The sequence below is a fragment of the Micromonospora kangleipakensis genome, assembly GCF_004217615.1.
Lineage (GTDB): Bacteria > Actinomycetota > Actinomycetes > Mycobacteriales > Micromonosporaceae > Micromonospora > Micromonospora kangleipakensis.
The window spans coordinates 5,332,084-5,352,245 of record NZ_SHLD01000001.1; the positions used below are offsets into that span (position 1 = coordinate 5,332,084).

Here is a 20,162-nt window from a genome sequence, read left to right on the forward strand (position 1 = left end):
ACGCGGCCGAGTCCCGCTCACCACCACTACCCGGGCGGCTCCTGACCCGGCGCCGTCGGCTGGCGGTCCGGGGCGCGCAGCGCCACCACCGGTCCGAGCACGACGACCGCCGGGGGCCGTACCCCCTCCCGGACGGTCAGCGCGCCGACCTCGTCGAGCCGGCTCGGCAGCGCCCGCTGCCCGGGGTGGCCGGCGTCCTGCACCACCAGCGCCGGTGACCCGGGGTCGCGGCCGTGCTCGATCAGCACGGCCGCGATCTTCGCGATGGTGTCCACCGCCATCAGCAGCACCACGGTCCCCCGCGTCCGGGCCAGCGCCGGCCAGTCCACCAGCGAATCCGGGTGACCGGGCGGCAGGTGGCCGGAGACCACGGTGACGTCGTGCGCGATCCCGCGATGGGTGACGGGCACGCCGGCCAGCGCCGGCGCGGCGACCGCGCTGCTCACCCCCGGCACCAGCACGGTCTCCACGCCGGCCGCCGCGCAGGCCTGCACCTCCTCGTGGCCGCGGCCGAAGACGTACGGGTCGCCGCCCTTGAGCCGGACCACCCGCCGGCCGGCGCGGGCGTGCGCGACCAGCGCGTCGTTGATGGTGTCCTGCCCCACCGACGGGCCCCGCGGCACCTTCGCGGCGTCCACCACCAGCACCTCCCGGCGCAGCCCGGCGAGCAGGCCGGCCGGGGCGAGCCGGTCGGCCACCACCACGTCCGCGGCGTCCAGCAACGCCTTCCCCCGTACCGTGATCAGGTCGTCGGGGCCGGGCCCGCCGCCGACGATGGCGACCTGGCCCGGGCGCAGGCCCGGGTCGTGACGGTGATGGTGATGGTGGTCGTGGCCGCCGGCCGGGTCGTCGGGGTGGTGGTGCGGGGTCTGCGGCCGGCCCACCTTGTCGGCGAACCCGGGCAGCGCCACCCGGTACGCGCAGGTGTCGCAGTTCATCCGGATGTCCCCGCGCAGCGCCTCGGCGTGCCGCTCGAGGACCAGGTCGGCCAGGGCGTCGCAGTCGCCGATCAGGTCGGCCACCCGCACGTCCAGCTCCGGGTGCTCGGCGGCGTACGCGTCGGACTGCGCCACGATCCGGTCCGGCAGCACCCCGGCGAAGAGGAAGTACGGGGCGACCACGATCCGCCGGGCGCCGAGCCGGCGCAGCCGCTCCAGCACGGCCGGCACGGCCGGCTCGGCGAGGGAGATGAACCCGGGCTCGACGCCGGCGTAGCCGCGCCCCTCCCAGAGCAGCCGGGCCACCTTGGCGACCTCGGCGTTGGCGTCCGGGTCGGTGGAGCCACGCCCGATCAGCGCGATCCAGGTGCCGGCCCGGTCGGTGCCGTCGAGGACGGCGTCGATCCGCGCGGCGAGGATCTCGTGCAGCAGCGGGTGCGGCCCGAGCGGCCGGCCGTAGGCGTAGCGCAGCCCGGGATGGCGCTGCTTCTCCCGGGCCAGCGCGGCGGGGATGTCGCCCTTGCCGTGCCCGGCGGCGGCGAGCACCAGCGGCAGCGCCACCAGGTTGCGGTGCCCCCGGCCGGCCAGCGCGCCGACCGCGTCGGTCAGCGGCGGCCGGGACAGCTCGATGAAGCCGCCCTCGACGTCGTCGACGACGCCCCGGCGGCGGATCCGGTCGACCAGGGCGGCGAACTGCGCCACCCCGGGCGCGCTGCGGGTGCCGTGCCCGACGATCAGCAGCGGGGTGCGGTCCGGGGTCATGACGTCTCCTCCAGGTAGAGCAGGGCGTTGAGGGCGGCGGCGGCCACCGCGGAGCCGCCCTTCTCGCCCACGTTGGAGACCGCGGGCAGACCGCTGGCCCGCAGCGCGGCCTTGGACTCGGCGGCGCCGACGAAGCCGACCGGCAGCCCGACCACCAGCGCGGGCGCCGCGTCGAGGGCGATCAGCTCGACCAGCGCGGTCGGCGCGCAGCCGACCACCCAGACCGCCCCGGGCCCGACCCGGTCGTACGCGATCCGGACCGCCGCCGCCGAGCGGGTCAGCCCGGTCTCGCCGGCCAGTACGGCGGCGGCCGGGTCGGCGACCGGGCAGACGACATCCCGCCGGGTGATCCCCGCGGCGACCATCCAGACGTCGGTGACGACAGACGCGCCGGCCCGCAGCGCGGCCAGCCCGCCGGCCAGGGCGGCCTCGTCGCAGACCAGGTCGGTGACGTAGGCGAGGTCGGCGCTGGCGTGCACCACCCGCTCGGTGACCGCCCGGGTCAGCGGCGGCAGGTGGGACAGGTCGACCCGGGACCGCAGGATCCGGTAGGACTCCCGCTCGATCGGGTGCACGACGCGGCTCATCGGCTTGTCTGCCCGTACCGGCGGTCGAAGCCGCGCAGCCGCCACACCGCGACCGCGCCGCCCCAGGCGAGCACGAAGAGCGCCACCACGGCGTAGCCGAGCTGCTCGAAGTGGTCGGCGATCGAGGCGTATCCGGCGAGGGCGGTGACGCCGAACCGGTCGGTGAGCAGCGCGGCCAGGTAGACGCTGGCGACCAGGCCGCCGACCAGCACGGTCATCCCGGTGGTGGCCAGGTTGTACCAGAGCCGCCGGGCCGGCTGCCGGTACGCCCACGAGTAGGCGCGGCTCATCAGCAGGGAGTCCGCGGTGTCCATGGCGGACATCCCGGCGGCGAAGAGCAGCGGCAGGGTGAGCAGGGCCAGCACGGGCAGGCCACCGGCCGCCGCAGTGCTGGCGGAAAGCGCCAGCAGGGTCACCTCGCTGGCCGTCTCCAGGCCGAGGCCGAAGAGGAACCCGACCGGGGCCATGTGCCACGAGGAGCGGACCAGCGTCCGGGCGCGGGCGCCGAGCACCCGGTGCAGCAGCCCCCGGTTGAGCAGCAGCAGGTCCAGCTCCGCCTCGTCCAGCGCACCGGCCCGCAGCCGCCGCCAGAGCCGGGCCAGCCCGGTCAGCACCACCGCGTTGAGCACGGCGACCAGCGCCAGGAACAGCGTGGCGGCGACCACGGCGACGGTGGCGCCGACCTCGCGGATCCGGACCATCCCGGTGCCGGTGAAGTGGGCCGAGGCGAGGCCGATCACCAGGGCGAGCAGCAGCACCACCGCGCTGTGCCCGAGGGCGAAGAAGAAGCCGACGCCGACCGGCCGCCGGCCGCGCAGCAGCATCAGCCGGGTGGTGTCGTCGATCGCGGCGATGTGGTCGGCGTCGAAGGCGTGCCGCACCCCCAGCAGGTACGCGAGGGTGCCGGCGCCGGCCAGCCCGCCGGCCGCCACGGGCTGGTCGTTCCAGTACAGGTAGAGGCTGACGCCGACGACGTGCAGCATGGCGACGGCGCAGACGATGCCGCCGAGGCGTACCCGCTCGGCTCGGCTCCAGCGGCCGGTGGGCGGGGCGGCGGTGGTGGGGGTGGCGGTCATCGCTCTCCTCGGGTCTCGGGGTTGACGCGGATCGCGTCCACGGGGCAGATCTCCAGGCATTCCAGGCAGCCGGTGCACCGGTCCGCGCGGACGGCCAGGCCGCCGGGGACCGGGCGCAGGGCGTGCTCGGGGCAGGTCAGCAGGCAGGCGCCGCAGCCCTGGCAGGCGCCGACGGTCACCGGCGCGGTCCGCCCGGCGCCGACGGGCGGGGGCGCGGCCGGCGCCCGTTCGGCGGTCACGGGCGCCACCGGTAGCCGCGCGGCGTGACCATCCGGCCGCTGACGACCCGGGTCTGCGAGCTGCCGACGACCACCACGCTGTACATGTCGACCAGCGCCGGGTCGAGGGTGGCCAGGGTGGCCAGGTGCACCCGCTCGCCGGGCCGGCTGGCGTTGCGCACCACGCCGACCGGGGTGTGTGGCGGCCGGTGCGCGGCGAAGGTCTCCAGGGCGGCGCCGAGCTGCCAGTCCCGGGCCCGGCTGCGCGGGTTGTAGAGCAGCGCCACGAAGTCGCCCTCAGCGGCGGCGGCGACCCGCCGCGCGATCACCGCCCAGGGGGTGTGCAGGTCGGAGAGGCTCAGGTAGGCGTGGTCGTGACCGAGCGGCGCGCCGAGCAGCGCGGACGCGGCGAGGGCGGCGGTCACCCCGGGCACGCCGACCACGTCGATCCGCTCGTCGGCGTGATCGAGGGCGGGGCTGGCCATCGCGTACACCCCGGCGTCGCCGGAGCCGATCAGCGCGACGGCGTGCCCGGCGGTGGCCTCGGCGACGGCGGCCCGGGCGCGCTCCTCCTCCGCGCCGAGCCCGCTGGCCAGCACCCGGGTGCCGGGCCGGAGCAGGTCGCGGACCTGCTCGACGTACTGGTCGAGGCCGACGATCACGGCGGCCCGGCGCAGCTCGGCGACCGCGCGCGGGGTGCGCAGGTCGGCGGCGCCGGGGCCGAGGCCGACGATCGCCAGCCGGCCGCGCGGGGCGTGCCGGGCGACCGCCACGGTGGCCATCGCCGACGCGGTCTTCGGCACCAGCAGCGCGCCGCCGCCGCGCAGCGCGGCGGCCTCCGCGACGCTGGGGGTGCCGACCGCGGCCCGGACCGCCTCGCTGGGGTGCGGCACGTCGACCGCCGCCAGCTCCGCGACCGGCCAGGTCTGCAGGGGTACGCCGAGCGCGTCGGCGGTCGCCATGATGCCCGCCTCGTCGGCCTTCAGGTCGACGCTGGCCAGGCAGCGCAGGCTGGCCGGGCTCAGGCCGGCGTCGGCGAGCGCCCGGCGCAGCAGGTCGGTCACCTCGGCGGCGGTGACGCCCCGGCTGGAACCGATGCCGGCGACCAGCGACGGCGGCCGCAGCACGGCGGTACGGTCGTCCAACGACACGATCCGGTCGGTGACCAGCAGCCGGTGGGCGTTCTCCGGCGCGTCCGCGGCGACGTTCTCCGGCAGGGCGGGCAGGGGCCAGGTGGCGTCGGCGACGAGCCGGACCGGCTCGCCGTCGAGGATCGCCCGGGTCACCGCGGCCACCGCCCCCTCGACCGGCCAGCCGAGGGTGTCCAGCCCGGGCAGGCCGGCGGCGTCGGTGGCGGTGGTGACCACCGGCCGGGCGTCGAGCAGCGCGCCGACCTCGGCGGCGAGGGCGTTGGCGCCGCCGGCGTGCCCGCCGAGCAGCGCGACCGCGTGCCGGGCCGCCTCGTCGACCACCACCACGGCCGGGTCGGTGTGCTTGTCGCCGAGCAGCGGCGCGAGGACGCGGACCACCGCCCCGGTGGCCAGGAAGGCCACCACCGCGTCGCAGCTGGTCCAGGCGGTGCGGAGCGCGTCGGCGACGGTCGCCCCGTCGACCGGACGGGCGTGCGGCCAGGCCGCGGCGAGGGTATTGGCGTGCCGCCGGCCGGCAGCGGTGGCCGCGACGAGGCCGATCCGCGTCGGGTGCGGCTGCCCCGCCGGGCGGTCGATGGTGTGGACGGACGTCACGGGCGCTCTCCGGTGAGGACGACGACGGGGTTGGTGGCGGCGAGCCGGATCGACCCGCTGGGCAGGTCGGCGAGGCGGGCGGCGGCGAGTTGGCTGCCCTCGACCGTGTAGCCGGCGGCGCGGAGCAGGTGCACGGCCGGCGCGACCCGGTCCAGCGCGGCGAGGGTCACCACCACCCGCTCCGGGCGGCGGGCGGCGACGGCGGCGAGCACGTCGGTGCCGCCCCCGCCGACGAAGACGGCGTCCGGGTCGGGCAGCCCGGCCAGGGCGGCCGGCGCGCTGCCGGTCACCACCCGGACGTCGACGCCGTGCCGCGCCGCGTTGGCCAGGACCGGTGCGGCGGGGTCGCGTTCGACGGCGACGACGGCCGCCCCGAGCAGGGCGCACTCGATGCCGACGGAGCCGCTGCCGGCTCCGACGTCCCAGACCAGCCGGCCGAGGCGGGGCCGCAGCCGGGCCACCGCGAAGGCGCGCACCTCGGCCTTGGTGATCATCGAGTCGCGGTGCGCGTACGCGGACTCGGGCAGCGCCCAGCCGCCGGGCGGCGCGGCCGCGGGCTGGTCGTCCGCGCGCATCGCCCCGGTTGCGGGCCCGCGGACTCCCCCGACGCCGGGTGCGCCGACACCGGACGCGCCGGTGCCGGGTGCGCCGGATGGCGGCCCGGCCGCCGCATCGGCCGGCGGCGCGGCGAGGCTGAGCAGCACGTGCGGGTCGGCCCAGGCCCGCCCGACGGCCTCCGCCGGGGTGGTCCAGGTGACCCGCTCGTCGGGCGTACCCAGGTTTTCGGCCACCAGCAGGCGGCGGGCCCAGCCGACCAGGCCCGCCCCGAGCTCGGCCGCCCCCGCCCCGGGCGCGGTGAGCACCGCGACGGCGGGCAGCGCGCGGCAGGCGTTGAGCGCCGCCCGCGGGTCCCGCCCGTGCGCGGTGACCACCGCCGCGCCGTCCCAGGGCAGCCCGGCCCGGGCGAACGCGGCGGCGACGCTCGAGACCGCGGGCAGCACCCGCAGCGGCAGGCCGGCCGCCCGCAGCCGCCGGACGATGCCGAAGAACCCGGGGTCGCCGCTGGCCAGCACGACGGCCGGGGTGCCGGCGGCGACGGCGGCGCGGAGTCGGTCCAGCGCGGGGCCGAGCGGGCCGAGGGCGACGGTGGCGCAGCCGGGCGGCACCGGTACGGCGGCGAGGTGCCGGGCCGCCCCGACCACCAGCCCGGCGCCGGCCAGCGCCTCGGCGAGCCCCGGGTGCGCCGGGCACCCGGCCGCGTCCATCCCCACCACGGTCACCAGTGCCCCGGCGGCGGGCACCTGTCCGGTGAGCGATATACCCCTCAGGCATGAATATGACTGGGAGTCATATCGGTCGCGGGTGAACTGCCGGCGGCCGTCGTCACCAGGAGTGACCGGGTCGCCGGCCGCGGGCGGCGGGGTGGTCATGCGGCCCACCGGCCCGAGGAGGCGACGATCCGGGAGCCGGCGAAGTCCACCATGGCCACGTCGACCTCGACGGCGTGCTCGGCGAAGCGGAGCAGCACCTGGCGGACCCGGCGGCAGAGCAGGTCCCCGGCGGGGCCGAGCAGGCCGGCGGCCTCCCACAGCTCGTACGCGTGCCGGCCGGTGTTCGCCGCGGTGACCGCCGCGGCCAGCTCGTCGTCGCCGCCGGCCTCGGCGGTCACCACGCCGAGCAGGGAGAGGTCCACCTTCGACCGGGTGTAGTGGGTCATCAGGATGCCGGCGGCCAGCTTGGCGAGCTTGCCCGCCATGCCGACGAAGACCACCCCGGTCATGCCGTCGCCGACGGCGGCGGTGACGGCCGCGCCGGTGAAGTCGCCGACCTCGACGAAGCAGACCTCGGGCACCTCGGGCAGGAGCTCCCGGGCGGCCCGCTCGGTACGCCCACCGGTGCAGAGCACCACGGTCCGCTCCCCCTGGGCGGCCATCACGTGCACCGCCTGCACCACGCTGGCCCGCCACGAGGCGGTGGAGAACGGGCGGACGATCCCGGTGGTGCCGAGGATGGAGATGCCGCCGAGGATGCCGAGCCGCCGGTTGGTGGTCTTGCGCGCCATGATCTCGCCGCGCGGCACGCTGATCACCACCCGCACGCCCACCTCGGTCAGGTCGACCACCTCGGCCACGGCCTGCCCGATCATGCGGCGCGGGGTTTCGTTGATGGCCGGACCGCCGACCTCCAGTCCCAGCCCGGGCTTGGTGACGGTGCCGACGCCGGGGCCGCCGTCCAGGCGCAGCCCGGGGCTGTCCCGCCAGTCCACGGTGGCGGTCAGCTCCGCGCCGTGGGTGACGTCCGGGTCGTCCCCGGCGTCCTTGACCACCACCGCCTCGGCCCGCCGGCGCGGCTGCACCTCGCAGCGGGCCACCGCGAAGCTGACCCGCCGGCCGGCGGGCAGGCCGATCTCCACCTCCCGCTGCGGCACCCCGGTGACCAGGGCGGTCACCGCCGCCTTGGCCGCGGCGGTGGCGCAGGCGCCGGTGGTCCAGCCGGTACGCAGCGCGGTGGGGCGGACCTTCGCGGTGCGCGGCAGGTCCGGCTCGCGCAGCGGCGGCTCGGCGTACGTCATCGGGATTGCCTGTCCCCGGCGGCGTCGGCGCCGGTCGGGGCCGGGTCGGCAGCGGCGCGGGCGCGGCGCAGCTCGGCGCGGGCGGCGGGCTCGGCCCGGCGGAAGGTGTGGAAGTGCCCGGGGTGGTAGAGGTGCGAGCGGGTGCCGCCGGCGGCGAGGGCCGGGCCGACCAGGAAGAGGGTGTGCTTCCAGAGCTTGTGCTCCCGGACGGTGGCCGCCAGCTCGCCGAGCTGGCAGCGGACCACCAGCTCGTCGGGCCAGGTCGCCTGGTACGCGACCACGACCGGGGTGTCGGGCGGGTAGCCGCCGGCGAGCAGCTCGGCCTGGGCCTGCCCGGAGCGGGCGGCGGAGAGGAAGAGCGCCATGGTGGTGCCGTGCCGGGCGAACTCGCGGACCCGCTCCCCCGGCGGCATCGGCGTCTTCCCGCCTTCGAGGCGGGTGAGGATCACCGACTGGGCCACCTCGGGGATGGTCAGCTCCCGGCCGACGATCGCGGCCACGGCGGTGAACGAGGAGACCCCGGGCACGATCTCCACGGCCAGGCCGAGGGCCCGGCAGAGGTCGAGCTGCTCCTGCACCGCCCCCCACAGCGCCGGGTCGCCGGAGTGGATCCGGGCCACGGTCAGCCCGTGCTCGGCGGCCCGCCGGTAGAGCGGCAGCACCCCCTCGATGGGGAGCTGGGAGGAGTCGACGATCTCGGCGTCGGGGCGGGCGTGGGCGAGCACGTCGGCGTGGACCAGGCTGGCCGCCCAGACCACCACGTCGGCCTCGGCGATCACCCGGGCGGCGCGCAGGGTGAGCAGGTCGGCCGCGCCGGGGCCGGCCCCGACGAACCACATCTTTCCGGTGGCGGTCACAGTTTTCCTCCCCGGCGGTCCCGGCGGGCCCGGACCAGCAGCGTCGACAGGTACGGCAGGTCGTCGGCGTCGTCGTCGACCGGCCCGATCCGCTCGTCGGGCAGGCCGAGCGCCCGGCCGAGCACGGCGTCGCCGAGCCGGTCCTGCCGGCGCAGCTCGTCGAGCAGCTCGGGGTGGCGGCGCCAGCCCTTGTAGACGACGACGGTGCCGGGGCCGGCGAGGGCGTCGGCGACCGGCGCGAGTCCGGCGGTGGCCGGCAGCAGGGTCAGCGGCTCCCGGCCCTCGCAGAGCGGGACGCCGCTGCGGGCGGCCAGCTCCTGCATGGCGGTGACGCCGGGCACGGTGCGGACCTCGACCGCCGGGCGCAGCGCGCGCACGCCGTGGGCGAGGTAGCCGAAGGTGGAGTAGACGTTCGGGTCGCCGATGGTGGCGAAGGCGACCGACCGGGCGCCGGCGTCGATCGCGGCCACCACCGCACGGGCGGCGTCGTCCCAGGCCCGCTCCCGGCGGGCGGTCACGCCGCCCCGGTCGTCGAGGGCGAACGGCAGCCGGCGCAGCCGGTCCGCGGCCACGTGCGCGGCCACGGTCGCCTCGGCGCGGCCCGGGGGCGCGTCACCCTCGGCGGCCGGCCGGTCCATGACGGGTACGAACACCGCGTCCGCCTCGCGCAGCACCCGGACCGCCCTGAGGGTGAGCAGTTCCGGGTCCCCCGGCCCGACCCCGACGCCGGTGAGCACGCCGGCGGTCGGCCGGTCCCCGGCACGGGCGCTCACCGGCTCGCCGCCTCGACCAGGCGGCGGGCGGCGTGCGGGTGGCCGGCCCAGTGGGTGTGCAGGTAGGAGGCGTGCACCCGGCCGGTGACGAAGCCGTGCGCGGCGCCGTCCCAGCGCCAGGCGGGCCGGTCGCCGTGGCCGGGGTCGGTGACGGTGCGGTGGAATTCGTGTCCGCGTACCGGGTCGCCGGACCGGTGCGCCGGGGAGTCGCTGGCGGCGACGGCGTCGCGGTAGCCGAGGGTGAGCCGGCCGGTCATCCGGGCGGTGTGGTCGAGCCGCCCGCACATCGGCACCCCGTCGAGGGCCCGGCCGAGGTACAGCAGGCCGGCGCACTCGGCGACGACCGGGCCGTCGAAGCCGGCGAGCTCGGCGCGGAGCCCGATGTTGGCGGCGAGCGCATCGGCGTGCACCTCGGGGAAGCCGCCGCCGACGACGACGGCCCGGGTGCCGGCGGGCAGCGCCGGGTCGCGCAGCGGGTCGACGGTCACCACCTCCGCGCCGGCCGCGGTGAGCAGCTCGGTGGTCTCCGCGTACGAGAAGGTGAAGGCCGGACCGCCGGCGACCGCGACGACCGGGCGGGCGGTGCCGGCGGGGCCGCCGACGGCGACGGCCGGGTCCCAGGCCGGGACGGTCAGCGGCGGGGCGGTGCGGGCCAGGTCGAGCACCGCGTCGAGGTCCACGGTGGACTCGACCAGGTCGGCGAGCGCGGCGACGACGGCGAGCGACTCGGGGGCCCGTTCGGCGACCGGCACCAGCCCGAGGTGGCGGGAGGGGGCGGCCACCTCGACGGCCCGGGTGACCGCTCCGAGCACCGGTACGCCGACCTCGGCGAGCGCGTCGCGGAGCAGGGTCTCGTGCCGGGGCGAGCCGACCCGGTTGAGGATCACCCCGCCGATCCGCACGCCGGGGTCGAAGGCGCGCATGCCGAGCACCAGCGCGGCGGCGGAGCGGCCCTGGGCGGTGGTGTCGAGGACCAGCAGCACCGGCGCCTCGACCAGCCGGGCGACGTGGGCGGTGGAGGCGTACGCGCCGCGGCCGACCGCGCCGTCGTGCAGCCCCATCACCCCCTCGACCACGGCGATGTCGGCGGGGGTGGGGACGCTCGCGCCGTGCCGCAGCAGCGGTGCGATCCGCTCCGCGCCGACCAGCCACGGGTCGAGGTTGCGGCCGGGCCGGCCGGCGGCGAGCGCGTGGTAGCCGGGGTCGATGTAGTCGGGGCCGACCTTGTGCGGGCTGACGGTGAGGCCGCGGCGGCGCAGCGCGGCGAGCAGCCCGGTGGCGACGGTGGTCTTGCCGTGCCCGCTCGCCGGCGCGCCCACCACCACCCGGGCCAGCGCCCATGCGCCGGCCGGTGCGGTTACCGCCGGCCGGGCCAGGGCCCAGGCCCCGGTCACCACTCGATCCCCCTCTGGCCCTTCTGGCCGGCGTCCATCGGATGCTTGACCTTGGTCAGCTCGGCGACCAGGTCGGCGGCCTCGACCAGGCGCGGGTCGGCGTCCCGGCCGGTGATCACGACGTGCTGGAAGCCGGGGCGGGTGCGCAGGGTCTCCACCACCTCGTCGACGTCCACCCAGCCCCACTTCATCGGGTAGGTGAACTCGTCGAGCACGTAGAGGCCGTAGCGCTGCGCGGCGAGGTCGCGCTGGATCTGCCGCCAGCCCTCCAGGGCGTCGACGGCGTGGTCGGCCTCGCCGCCGCGCTGGATCCAGGACCAGCCCTCGCCCATCTTGTGCCAGGCCACCGCGGCGCCCTGGCCGGTGCGCTCGTGCACCTCGCCGAGGGCGCGGAAGGCGTTCTCCTCGCCCACCCGCCACTTGGCGCTCTTGACGAACTGGAAAACCCCGATCGGCAGCCCGGCCGTCCAGGCGCGCAGGGCCAGCCCGAACGCGGCGGTCGACTTCCCCTTCATCTGTCCGGTGTGGACGATGGTCAGCGGTCGGTGGCGCCGCTGCCGGGTGGTCAACCCGTCGGCGGGTACGACGGACGGCTTTCCCTGCGGCATCAGGCAACGCTCCTGTTCGGGTTGACGGCGGCGAGGTTGAGGAGGGGGGCGGTGGCGACCGCGTCGAGGGGGTGGTGGTCGGCGCCGAGCTGGGTGGCGAGGCGGTAGGCCAGGCCGAGACGGACGGGGCCGGACTCGCAGTCCACGACGACGCAGGACGCGCCGGTGGCGGCGAGCACGGCCGCCGCCCGGGCCGCCCGGGCCAGCGGACGCTCCCCGGCGGTGGCCCGGCCGTCGGTGACGACGAGGACCAGGGGCCGGCGTCGCGGGTCGCGCAGCCGCTCCACCCGCAGCAGGTCGGCCGCCGCGAGCAGGCCCTCGGCGAGCGGAGTCCGCCCGCCGGTGGGCAGCTCGGCCAGCCGGGTCGAGGCGGCCAGCACCGAGGAGGTGGCCGGCAGCAGGGTCTGCGCGCCGGCGGCCCGGAAGGCGACCACCGCGACCTTGTCCCGGCGCTGGTAGGCGTCGTTGAGCAGGGCCAGCACCGCGCCCTTCACCGCGGCCATCCGCTGCCGGGCGCCCATCGACCCGCTGGCGTCGACCACGAAGAGGACGAGGCTCCCCTCGCGCCCCTCCCGGACCGCCTCGCGCAGGTCGTGCGGGCGCAGCCGCAGCGGCCCGGCCGCCCGGCCGCGGGCGGCCTGGTGCGGAGCGGCGGCGCGCAGGGTCGCCGGCAGGTGCAGCGCGCCGGGCCGCCCGAGGGGCGCCCGCGCGCCGGTGGTCCGGCCGCGCCCGGTCCGGGCCCGCGACCGCCGGCCGGGCACCCCCTCGCCGATCCCCGGCGCGGTGAGCAACCGGGCCTTCAGGCCCTCCCGGGGTACGGCCACCGGCTGCACCCCGCCGGCCGGCTGGTCCCCGGACGGGCCGCCGTCGCGCCGCCGGTAGGCACCCGGCTGACCGTCGGACCCACCGTCGTGATCCGTCCCGGACCCGTCGTCGAGCCGGTCCGGCCAGCCGCCGTCGCCGCGGGCCGCCCGGTCGCCGCCGTCGGCGTGGTCGGCCGGTCCGGCGCCGGCCGGTCCGCCGCCGCCGGGTCCGCCGTCGGGCCCGGGCCCTTCGGTAGGGCCGCCGTCCGGCGGGTCGTCGTCGGGGTGTTCGTCCCGGGCCCGCCGCAACGCCTCGTCGAGGCGCTTCTCGTCCAGGCCGGGGCTGTCGAAGGGGTCGCGCCGCCGTCGGTGCGGCAGGGCGAGGCGGGCGGCGACCCGGACGTCGTCGGCGGTCACCCGATCCCGGCCCTGCCAGGCGGCGTGCGCGACGGCGGTCCGGGCGGTGACGATGTCGGCGCGCATGCCGTCGACGTCGAACGCGGCGCAGACCTCGGCGATCTGCCGCAGCGCGGCGTCGGGGAGCCGCACCCGGTCGAGCCGGTCGCGGGCGGCGACGACCCGGCGGGCCACCTCCACGTCGGCCTCGGCCCAGCTGGCGGCGAAGCCGGCCGGGTCGGCGTCGGCGGCGAGCCGGCGGCGGACCACCTCGACCCGCACGGCGGGGTCGCGGCTCGCGGCCACCTCGACGGTGAGCCCGAACCGGTCGAGCAGCTGCGGGCGCAGCTCTCCCTCCTCCGGGTTCATCGTGCCGACCAGCAGGAACCGGGCGGCGTGGCTGACCGAGACGCCCTCCCGCTCGACGTGGCAGCGCCCCATCGCGGCGGCGTCGAGGAGCAGGTCGACCAGGTGGTCGTGGAGCAGGTTCACCTCGTCGACGTAGAGCACGCCGCGGTGGGCGGCGGCGAGCAGGCCGGGTTCGAAGGCGCGTACCCCCTCGGCGAGGGCCCGCTCCAGGTCGAGCGCGCCGACCACCCGGTCCTCGGCGGCGCCGACCGGCAGTTCGACCAGGCGGGCCGGGCGGCGTTCGGCGTGGCCGCCGGCCGGGTGCGGGCCGTCGGGGCAGGCCGGGTCGGGTACGGCCGGGTCGCAGGCGAAGCGGCAGCCGGCCACCCGGTCGACCGGGGGCAGCAGCGTCGCGAGGGCCCGGACGGCGGTCGACTTGGCGGTGCCCTTCTCGCCGCGGACCAGCACCCCGCCGATGGCCGGGTTGACCGCGTTGAGCAGCAGGGCGAGCCGCATCTCGTCCATGCCGAGCACCGCGCTGAACGGGTAGCCGGTCACTGTCGCTCCTCCAGGTCGCCCTCGCTGGCCAGGTACGTCTCGCGGAGCCGGTCGAGCACGGCCGGGTCGGGTTCCGCCCACATGCCCCGCTCGGCGGCCTCCAGCAGGCGTTCGGTGATCCCGCGGAGCGCCCACGGGTTGGACCGCTCCAGGAACTCCCGGGTGTCGGGGTCGAAGAGGTACGTCTCGGCGAGCCGCGCGTACATCCAGTCGTCGACGACGCCGGCGGTGGCGTCGTAGCCGAAGAGGTAGTCCACGGTGGCGGCCAGCTCGAACGCGCCCTTGTAGCCGTGCCGGCGCATCGCGGCGATCCACTTCGGATTCACCACCCGGGCCCGGAACACCCGGCGGGTCTCCTCGCCGAGGGTGCGGGTCCGCACGTCGTGCGGCATCGCCGAGTCCCCCACGTACGCGGCCGGCGCGACGCCGGTGAGGTGGCGAACCGTCGCCACCATCCCGCCGTGGTACTGGAAGTAGTCGTCGGAGTCGACGATGTCGTGCTCGCGGGTGTCCTGGTTCTTGACGGCGACGGCGATCCGGGCGAAGGAGCGGGCCATGTCGGCGCGCGCCTCCCGCCCGTCCAGCCCGCGGCCGTAGGCGTAGCCGCCCCAGACGGCGTACACCTCGGCCAGGTCGGCGTCGGTGCGCCAGTTCCGGGCGTCGATCAGCGGCAGCAGCCCTGCCCCGTACGCCCCGGGTTTGGAGCCGAAGATCCGGGCGGTGGCCCGCCGCTCGTCGCCGTGCTCGGCCAGGTCGGCGGCGACGTGCGCCCGGACGTAGTTGTCGCCTGCCGGCTCGTCGAGGGCGGCGACCCGCCGGACCGCGTCGTCGATCAGCGCGACGACGTGCGGGAAGGCGTCCCGGAAGAAGCCGGAGATGCGGACGGTCACGTCGACGCGGGGCCGGCCCAGCTCGGCCAGGGGCACCACCTGCACGCCGGTGACCCGGCGGGACCGGTCGTCCCAGGTGGGCCGGCAGCCCAGCAGCGCCAGGATCTCCGCGACGTCGTCGCCCTGGGTCCGCATGGCGCTGGTGCCCCAGACGGTCAGCCCGACCGAGCGGGGGTACGCCCCGGTGTCGGCGAGGTGCCGGGCGAGCAGCGAGTCGGCGAGTGCCACCCCGACGTCCCAGGCGTTGCGCGACGGGATCGCCTTCGGGTCGACGGAGTAGAAGTTCCGGCCGGTGGGGAGCACGTTGACCAGGCCGCGGGTGGGCGAGCCGGACGGCCCGGGCGGGACGAAGCGGCCGTCGAGCGCGCCGAGCACCCGGTCGAGCTCGTCGGTGGTCCGGTCCAGCCGGGGCACCACCTCGCGGGCGGCGAAGCGCAGCACGTCGGCGGCGTCCGGGATCGGCCGCCCGGCGACCTCCCGGACGACGGCGTCGACCTTGCCGGCGTCCCAGCCGAGGGTCTCCATGCCGACGACCAGGCGGCGGGCCAGCGCCTCGATCAGGTCGACCGCGTCGGCGGCGGTGGCGGCGGGGCCGTCCACCACGTCGGTCAGCGCCTCGGGCAGCCTCACCCGGGTGCCGGGCGCGGCGAGCAGCTCCTGCTCGTCCAGGCCGACGCTGGCGGCGAGGGCCTGGCGCAGGCCGGGCAGGGCGCGGGCGCCGCCCCACACCTGCGGGGCGCGGAGCACGGCGAGGACCAGGTTGACCCGGGCCTCGCCGGTGGGCGCCTGGGCGAGCACGTGCAGTCCGTCGCGGATCTGCACGTCCTTGACCTCGCAGAGGTACCCGTCGAGGTGCAGCACGAAGTCGTCGAAGTCCGCGGCGTCGGGCTTCTGCTCGGTGTGCAGGTCGTGGTGCAGCTCGGCGGCGCGGACCAGGTCCCAGATCTGCGCCTGCACCGTCGGGGCCTTGGCCGGGTCGAGGGCCTGCACGGTCGCGTACTCGTCGAGGAGCTGTTCGAGCTTGGCCAGCTCGCCGTACGTCTCGGCGCGCGCCATCGGCGGCACCAGGTGGTCGACGACGACGGCGTGGGCGCGGCGCTTGGCCTGGGTGCCCTCGCCGGGGTCGTTGACGATGAACGGGTAGACCAGCGGCAGGTCGCCGAGGACGGCGTCGGGGGCGCAGTCGGCGGCCAGCCCGAGCCCCTTGCCGGGCAGCCATTCCAGGGTGCCGTGCTTGCCGAGGTGCACCACGGCGTCCGCGCCGAAGCCGCCGTCGGCGACCGGCGCGGCGAGCCACCGGTACGCGGCCAGGTAGTGGTGGCTGGGCGGCAGGTCGGGGTCGTGGTAGATGGCGATCGGGTTCTCCCCGAAGCCGCGCGGCGGCTGGATGAGCAGCACCACGTTGCCGAACCGCAGCCCGGCGAGGGCGACGTCCCCGCCGTCGGTGTAGAGCTGGCCGGGCGGCTCGCCCCAGTGCTGCCGCATCCGCTCGCGCAGCCCGGCCGGGGCCGCGTCGAACCAGCGCCGGTACGTCTCCCCCGGCACCCGGGCCTCGGCGGCGGCGAGCTGCTCCGGGGTGAGCCACTCGACGTCGTGCCCGCCGGCCGCGATGAGCGCGTGGATCAGCGCGTCCCCGTCGTCGGGTACCGGCCCGTCGCCGAGGTGCCAGCCGGCGTCGGCGAGGGCGGCGAGCAGCCGTACCGCCGAGGCGGGGGTGTCCAGCCCGACGGCGTTGCCGACCCGGGAGTGCTTCGTCGGGTAGGAGCTGAGCACGACGGCGAGCCGCTTGTCGGCGTTCGGCACGTGCCGCAGCCGGGCCTGGCGTACCGCGATGCCGGCGACCCGGGCGGCCCGCTCCGGATCGGGTTCGTAGACCGAGAGCCCGTCGGCGTCGATCCGCTTGAACGAGAACGGCACGGTGATGATCCGCCCGTCGAACTCGGGGATGGCCACCTGCATCGCGGCGTCCAACGGGGAGAGTCCGGCGTCGCCGGCCGCCCACTGCTCGCGGGTGCTGGTCAGGCAGAGCGCCTGGATGACCGGTACGTCGAGGGCGGCGAGCGCGCCGACGTCCCAGGCGTCCTCGTCGCCCCCGCCGGAGGCGTCGGCGGCGATCGTCCCGCCGGCGGCGAGCACCGTCACGACGAGCGCATCGCAGCGGGCGAAGAGGTCGAGGGGTCCGGCGCCGGGGGTGAGGCCGCGCAGCGAGCCGCAGAAGATCGGCAGCGGGCGCCCGCCGGCCGCCGCGACCGCGTCGGCCAGGGTCTCGACGAAGGCGGTGTTCCCGGCCAGGGCGTGCGCCCGGTAGAAGACGATCCCCACCGTCGGCCGCCCGTCCGCCGGCGGGCCGCCACCGGCGTCGGTCGCGCTGGTCGTGTTCCGGCCACGCTCGCCGGCCTGGTCGGGAATGCGTTCGCCGTCGCGGTCGGGGATGCGGTCGCGGTCGCCGTGGCGGTGCGGGGTGCGGTCGCGGTCGTGGGTGGGGTCGCCGAGGATGCCGTACGGCGGGGTGGGCGCGGGCGGGGCGAAGCCCTCGCCGGTGAGCAGGACCGTGTCGGAGAGAAACCGGGCCAGCTGGGCGAGGTTGTCCGGGCCACCCTCGACCAGGTAGGCCAGCGCCCCGGTGGCCACCCCGGCGGCCACGGTGGAGGCCGCCATCAGCTCGGCGTCGGGCAGCGTCTCGCCGCCGAGCACCACGGTCGGCACGCCGGAGGCGAGGACGGCGGCGAGCCCGTCCGGCCACGCCTGCCGACCACCGAGCAGGCGTACGACGGCCAGGTCGACGCCGTCGAGCAGCGCGGGCACGGCGTCGGCGGCGACCCGGGCGGGGTTGGCCAGCCGGTAGCCCGGGCCGCTGGCGCGGGCCGCCAGCAGGTCGGTGTCGGCGGTGGAGAGCAGCAGGATGCGCACGGACAGCTCCGGAGAGTGACACCCGAGGTGGCGGGTCGACCGCCGACGGGCAGGGGGTGGGCGCGGGGTCAGCCGCCCGATGGCCGGCTCAGCGGCGACGCGTGGGTACGCGGACGCGGCCGGCGGCGGACCGGGGCGGGACGGAACTCAGCGGAGAGCGGCGACGAGCCGGACGGGACCGGTGGCGGCGCGGCGCCGGGTCACGCGGGCGGCCGGGCGCACGGGAGTGCGACCGGAGCGCGGTGCGGCGGGGTGGGCGGTCAACGGCGCGTCGGTGCGCGCCGGCCGAATGCGACGATCATCGTCGATGGCAGAGCAGCCGTGCATCGGGTCCTCCTCGGGTGTCCACGCCCTGGGGTCAGCTCCCGACGGCCGAAGTATCCTGGCTCCCGGATCGACGCTCACCCCCGGCCTTCCAACCGCAGACACACGGCCGTGACTCACGAGGGGGGATCGCTCCCCGGTGACAGTGGCGGGACCGCGCCGGAATCACACCGGCTTCCTTCACTGCCGTCAGGCCGCGAATGGTGCCACACCCGCCCGCCGCCGGTCAACGGCCGCCTCGCCGGGACCGGCCGCGACAGCAGCATCACCCGCGGTCGATGTGTCTGACCCGCGATCGACCCGGAGCAGAATGGCGGACGCCGATGCCCGGCGCACATTTCGCCGGTCCGCGCCGCGCCCTTCCACGCCATTCCCGCCGCACGGTCTCCCACTCCACGCCGGCCGCTCCGCCCCTGGCGGGACGGCCCGGGGCGCCCCGAGCGGCCAGCACCGGAGGTCGACAGTGGACCCCGGCCATCGCCCAGGGAGGAATTGCCGCCATCGACACCGTGGCGCTCCGACATGTCGCCGGCCGGGTGTGGCTCTTTCCCGGCGATCCCGACCCGGGCAACGTCCGGCCCGGCGTGGCCGTCGTCGCCGGCGACGGCGGAAGTGTGATCGTCGACGCGGGGCAGAGCCCGGCGCACGCCCGGGAGATCCAGGCCGCGCTGCGCGCGGCCGACCTGCCCGATGAGCCTGGCGCAGGCCCGGGAGGCGCTGGCGGGCTGACCGGCCCACCGCCCCCGATCCGAGGCCGGACTGCCCTATCCTCAGGCGATGCGAGACCGCCGGGTCGTGCTGGTGTGGGCCGGGTTCGCGGTGACCGCGCTGGTGTCCACCGTGCTGGTGCTGCGGCGCCCGGACCGCCTCTCCGACCTGCACATCTACTACGGGGCGCTGGCCCAGCTGCGGTCCGGGCGCCCGCTGTACACGTACGTCGCGGAGAACGGCGGCCCGTTCACCTACCCGCCGTTCGCAGCGGTCGCGCTCTGGCCGGTCACCGCGGTCACCGAGTCCGTGGCACAGGTGATCTGGCTGCTGCTGACGGTCGCGGCGGTGGTCGCCATCGCCGTGCCGGTCGGTGGCGTGCTGGCGAGCGGGCGGTCCCGACGGCCGCTCGCCGTGGCGACGGTGGCCGCGGTGCTGATGCTCTCCGCGCCGGTGCAGAGCAACCTCCGCTTCGGGCAGGTCAGCATCTTCGTCGTGCTCCTGGCGCTCCTGGACGGCATGGGGGTCGCGCCGCCCCGGTTCCGCGGAATCCTGGTCGGGGTGGCCGCGGCGATCAAGCTGACCCCGTTGCTGTTCGTGGTGTACTTCCTCGCCAGCGGCCGGTACCGGGACGCCGGTCGCGCGGCGCTCACCTTCGTGGCGTGCGCGGGGATCGGCGCCGCCGTCCTGCCCGCGGAGAGCCGCAGCTACTGGACCGGCACCGTGTTCCAGACCTCCCGGATCGGCAACCTGGCCTCCCTGGGCAACCAGTCGCTGCACGGCATGTTGCTGCGGCTCGGCGTCGACGAGGCGTCCCTGCCGCTGGTCTGGGCCGCGCTGGTGGGGGCGATCTGCGCGGTGGCCTTGCTGCGCGCGCGGCAGCTCACCCGCCACGGCCGGCCGGGGCACGGCGCGGTGCTCGTCGGCTGCGCCACCGTGGCCGCGTCGCCGGTGTCCTGGACCCACCACCAGGTCTGGCCGGTGCTGGCCGCGATGCTGCTGATCGGCGCGTCCGGACCCGCCCGGAAGGTCGCCGGCGCGGCCCTGCTGGTGACCATGGTGCTGTCGCTGGGGGCGGTGCTGGGTCCGGTCTCGACGCGGCCCGGCGTGCAGTTCCTGTTCGAGAACGCCCGCGCGCTCGGTGTGTGCGCGCTCTGCCTGGCCGGCTTCGGCGGCATCGCGGTCGCGGCGTCCCGGCCGCACCGGCAGCCGACCGTCGGCCGGGCGTGGCTGCGGGTGGGCGTGGCCGCCACGGCGACGCTGGCGTTCTTCGCCGTGCAGCCGCTCCCGGCCGGCGCCGACCCGACGTTCAAGGCCTACACCCTCGACGACGTGGTGAACCCGCGGTACTTCTTCGTCTGCCGCGGTCCCGCCGCCTGCGCCGCGTACGGCACCCGCCCGCCGGTCACCTTCGGCACGAGGACCGAGAAGACCAAGGTACGAGTCAACGGTATTGTCTCCCCGCAGGTGGCCCGCCTGGAGTACTACTCCGCTCCCGGCGGCGCGCCCCGGGTCATCCCCCTGCTCGCCCCCTATCCCGGGTCGCGCACCTTCTCGTTCCGGTCGGCCACGATGGCACACGGTCGGCTCGTCGCCTACGCGGCCGACGGCCGGCCGATCGCCACGTACGACGACGAGCTCGCCGCCGCGTTCCGCGCGCCCCAGTGACCGTCCCGGCGGACCCGCGGCAACCCG

The 20,162-nt window shown here is 77.2% G+C and carries 14 protein-coding genes and 1 riboswitch; of the genes, 1 reads left to right on the forward strand and 13 read right to left on the reverse strand.

The window, feature by feature from the left end:
* Nucleotides 1–26 precede the first annotated feature (26 nt).
* From cobA to cobN, 13 genes are all read right to left on the reverse strand, one after another.
* On the reverse strand, nucleotides 27–1,700 hold the full coding sequence (gene cobA / locus EV384_RS25725; RefSeq protein ID WP_130337243.1) for a uroporphyrinogen-III C-methyltransferase: 1,674 nt from the start codon (nucleotides 1,698–1,700) through the stop codon (nucleotides 27–29).
* Nucleotides 1,697–2,287, reverse strand: a complete 591-nt coding sequence (locus EV384_RS25730) for a precorrin-8X methylmutase (protein WP_130337245.1) — start codon at nucleotides 2,285–2,287, stop codon at nucleotides 1,697–1,699. The genes cobA and EV384_RS25730 overlap by 4 nt, the downstream gene beginning before the upstream one ends.
* Nucleotides 2,284–3,363 (reverse strand): HoxN/HupN/NixA family nickel/cobalt transporter, encoded by a 1,080-nt coding sequence (locus tag EV384_RS25735; RefSeq protein ID WP_242624288.1) that lies wholly within the window; start codon nucleotides 3,361–3,363, stop codon nucleotides 2,284–2,286. Before EV384_RS25735 ends, EV384_RS25730 begins: the two co-directional genes overlap by 4 nt.
* The gene (locus EV384_RS25740; RefSeq protein WP_130337249.1) at nucleotides 3,360–3,602 is read right to left on the reverse strand and encodes a DUF362 domain-containing protein; all 243 of its coding nucleotides are present in this window, start codon (nucleotides 3,600–3,602) and stop codon (nucleotides 3,360–3,362) included. The genes EV384_RS25735 and EV384_RS25740 overlap by 4 nt, the downstream gene beginning before the upstream one ends.
* Nucleotides 3,599–5,308, reverse strand: coding sequence for a precorrin-3B C(17)-methyltransferase (gene cobJ / locus EV384_RS25745; protein ID WP_130340816.1), 1,710 nt, complete (start codon nucleotides 5,306–5,308; stop codon nucleotides 3,599–3,601). The genes EV384_RS25740 and cobJ overlap by 4 nt, the downstream gene beginning before the upstream one ends.
* A 14-nt stretch (nucleotides 5,309–5,322) precedes the next feature.
* Nucleotides 5,323–6,654: a precorrin-6y C5,15-methyltransferase (decarboxylating) subunit CbiE gene (gene cbiE, locus EV384_RS25750; protein WP_242624528.1), complete on the reverse strand. Its 1,332-nt coding sequence runs from the start codon at nucleotides 6,652–6,654 to the stop codon at nucleotides 5,323–5,325.
* A 98-nt stretch (nucleotides 6,655–6,752) separates the two neighbouring features.
* Nucleotides 6,753–7,898 carry a cobalt-precorrin-5B (C(1))-methyltransferase gene (locus EV384_RS25755; protein WP_130337253.1) on the reverse strand — a complete coding sequence of 382 codons (1,146 nt, stop codon included), beginning with the start codon at nucleotides 7,896–7,898 and terminating at the stop codon, nucleotides 6,753–6,755.
* Nucleotides 7,895–8,737, reverse strand: a complete 843-nt coding sequence (gene cobM, locus EV384_RS25760; RefSeq protein WP_130340817.1) for a precorrin-4 C(11)-methyltransferase — start codon at nucleotides 8,735–8,737, stop codon at nucleotides 7,895–7,897. Before cobM ends, EV384_RS25755 begins: the two co-directional genes overlap by 4 nt.
* Before the next feature lie 14 nt (nucleotides 8,738–8,751).
* Nucleotides 8,752–9,492, reverse strand: coding sequence for a precorrin-2 C(20)-methyltransferase (gene cobI / locus EV384_RS25765; protein WP_130340818.1), 741 nt, complete (start codon nucleotides 9,490–9,492; stop codon nucleotides 8,752–8,754).
* A gap of 32 nt (nucleotides 9,493–9,524) precedes the next feature.
* A complete protein-coding gene (locus EV384_RS25770) occupies nucleotides 9,525–10,904 on the reverse strand; it encodes a cobyrinic acid a,c-diamide synthase CobB (protein ID WP_423202971.1) in 1,380 nt (459 codons plus the stop codon).
* A 14-nt stretch (nucleotides 10,905–10,918) separates the two neighbouring features.
* Nucleotides 10,919–11,530, reverse strand: coding sequence for a cob(I)yrinic acid a,c-diamide adenosyltransferase (cobO, locus tag EV384_RS25775; RefSeq protein ID WP_130337255.1), 612 nt, complete (start codon nucleotides 11,528–11,530; stop codon nucleotides 10,919–10,921).
* Nucleotides 11,530–13,602: a VWA domain-containing protein gene (locus EV384_RS25780; protein ID WP_130340820.1), complete on the reverse strand. Its 2,073-nt coding sequence runs from the start codon at nucleotides 13,600–13,602 to the stop codon at nucleotides 11,530–11,532. The genes cobO and EV384_RS25780 overlap by 1 nt, the downstream gene beginning before the upstream one ends.
* 29 nt (nucleotides 13,603–13,631) lie before the next feature.
* Nucleotides 13,632–17,435, reverse strand: a complete 3,804-nt coding sequence (gene cobN, locus EV384_RS25785; protein WP_130337257.1) for a cobaltochelatase subunit CobN — start codon at nucleotides 17,433–17,435, stop codon at nucleotides 13,632–13,634.
* Between the two features lie 375 nt (nucleotides 17,436–17,810).
* Nucleotides 17,811–17,940, reverse strand: a riboswitch (cobalamin riboswitch).
* Nucleotides 17,941–18,536: 596 nt separating this feature from the next.
* On the opposite strand from cobN, the gene EV384_RS25790 reads away from it, so the two are divergent.
* The gene (locus EV384_RS25790; RefSeq protein ID WP_130337260.1) at nucleotides 18,537–20,135 is read left to right on the forward strand and encodes a glycosyltransferase 87 family protein; all 1,599 of its coding nucleotides are present in this window, start codon (nucleotides 18,537–18,539) and stop codon (nucleotides 20,133–20,135) included.
* Nucleotides 20,136–20,162 lie beyond the last annotated feature (27 nt).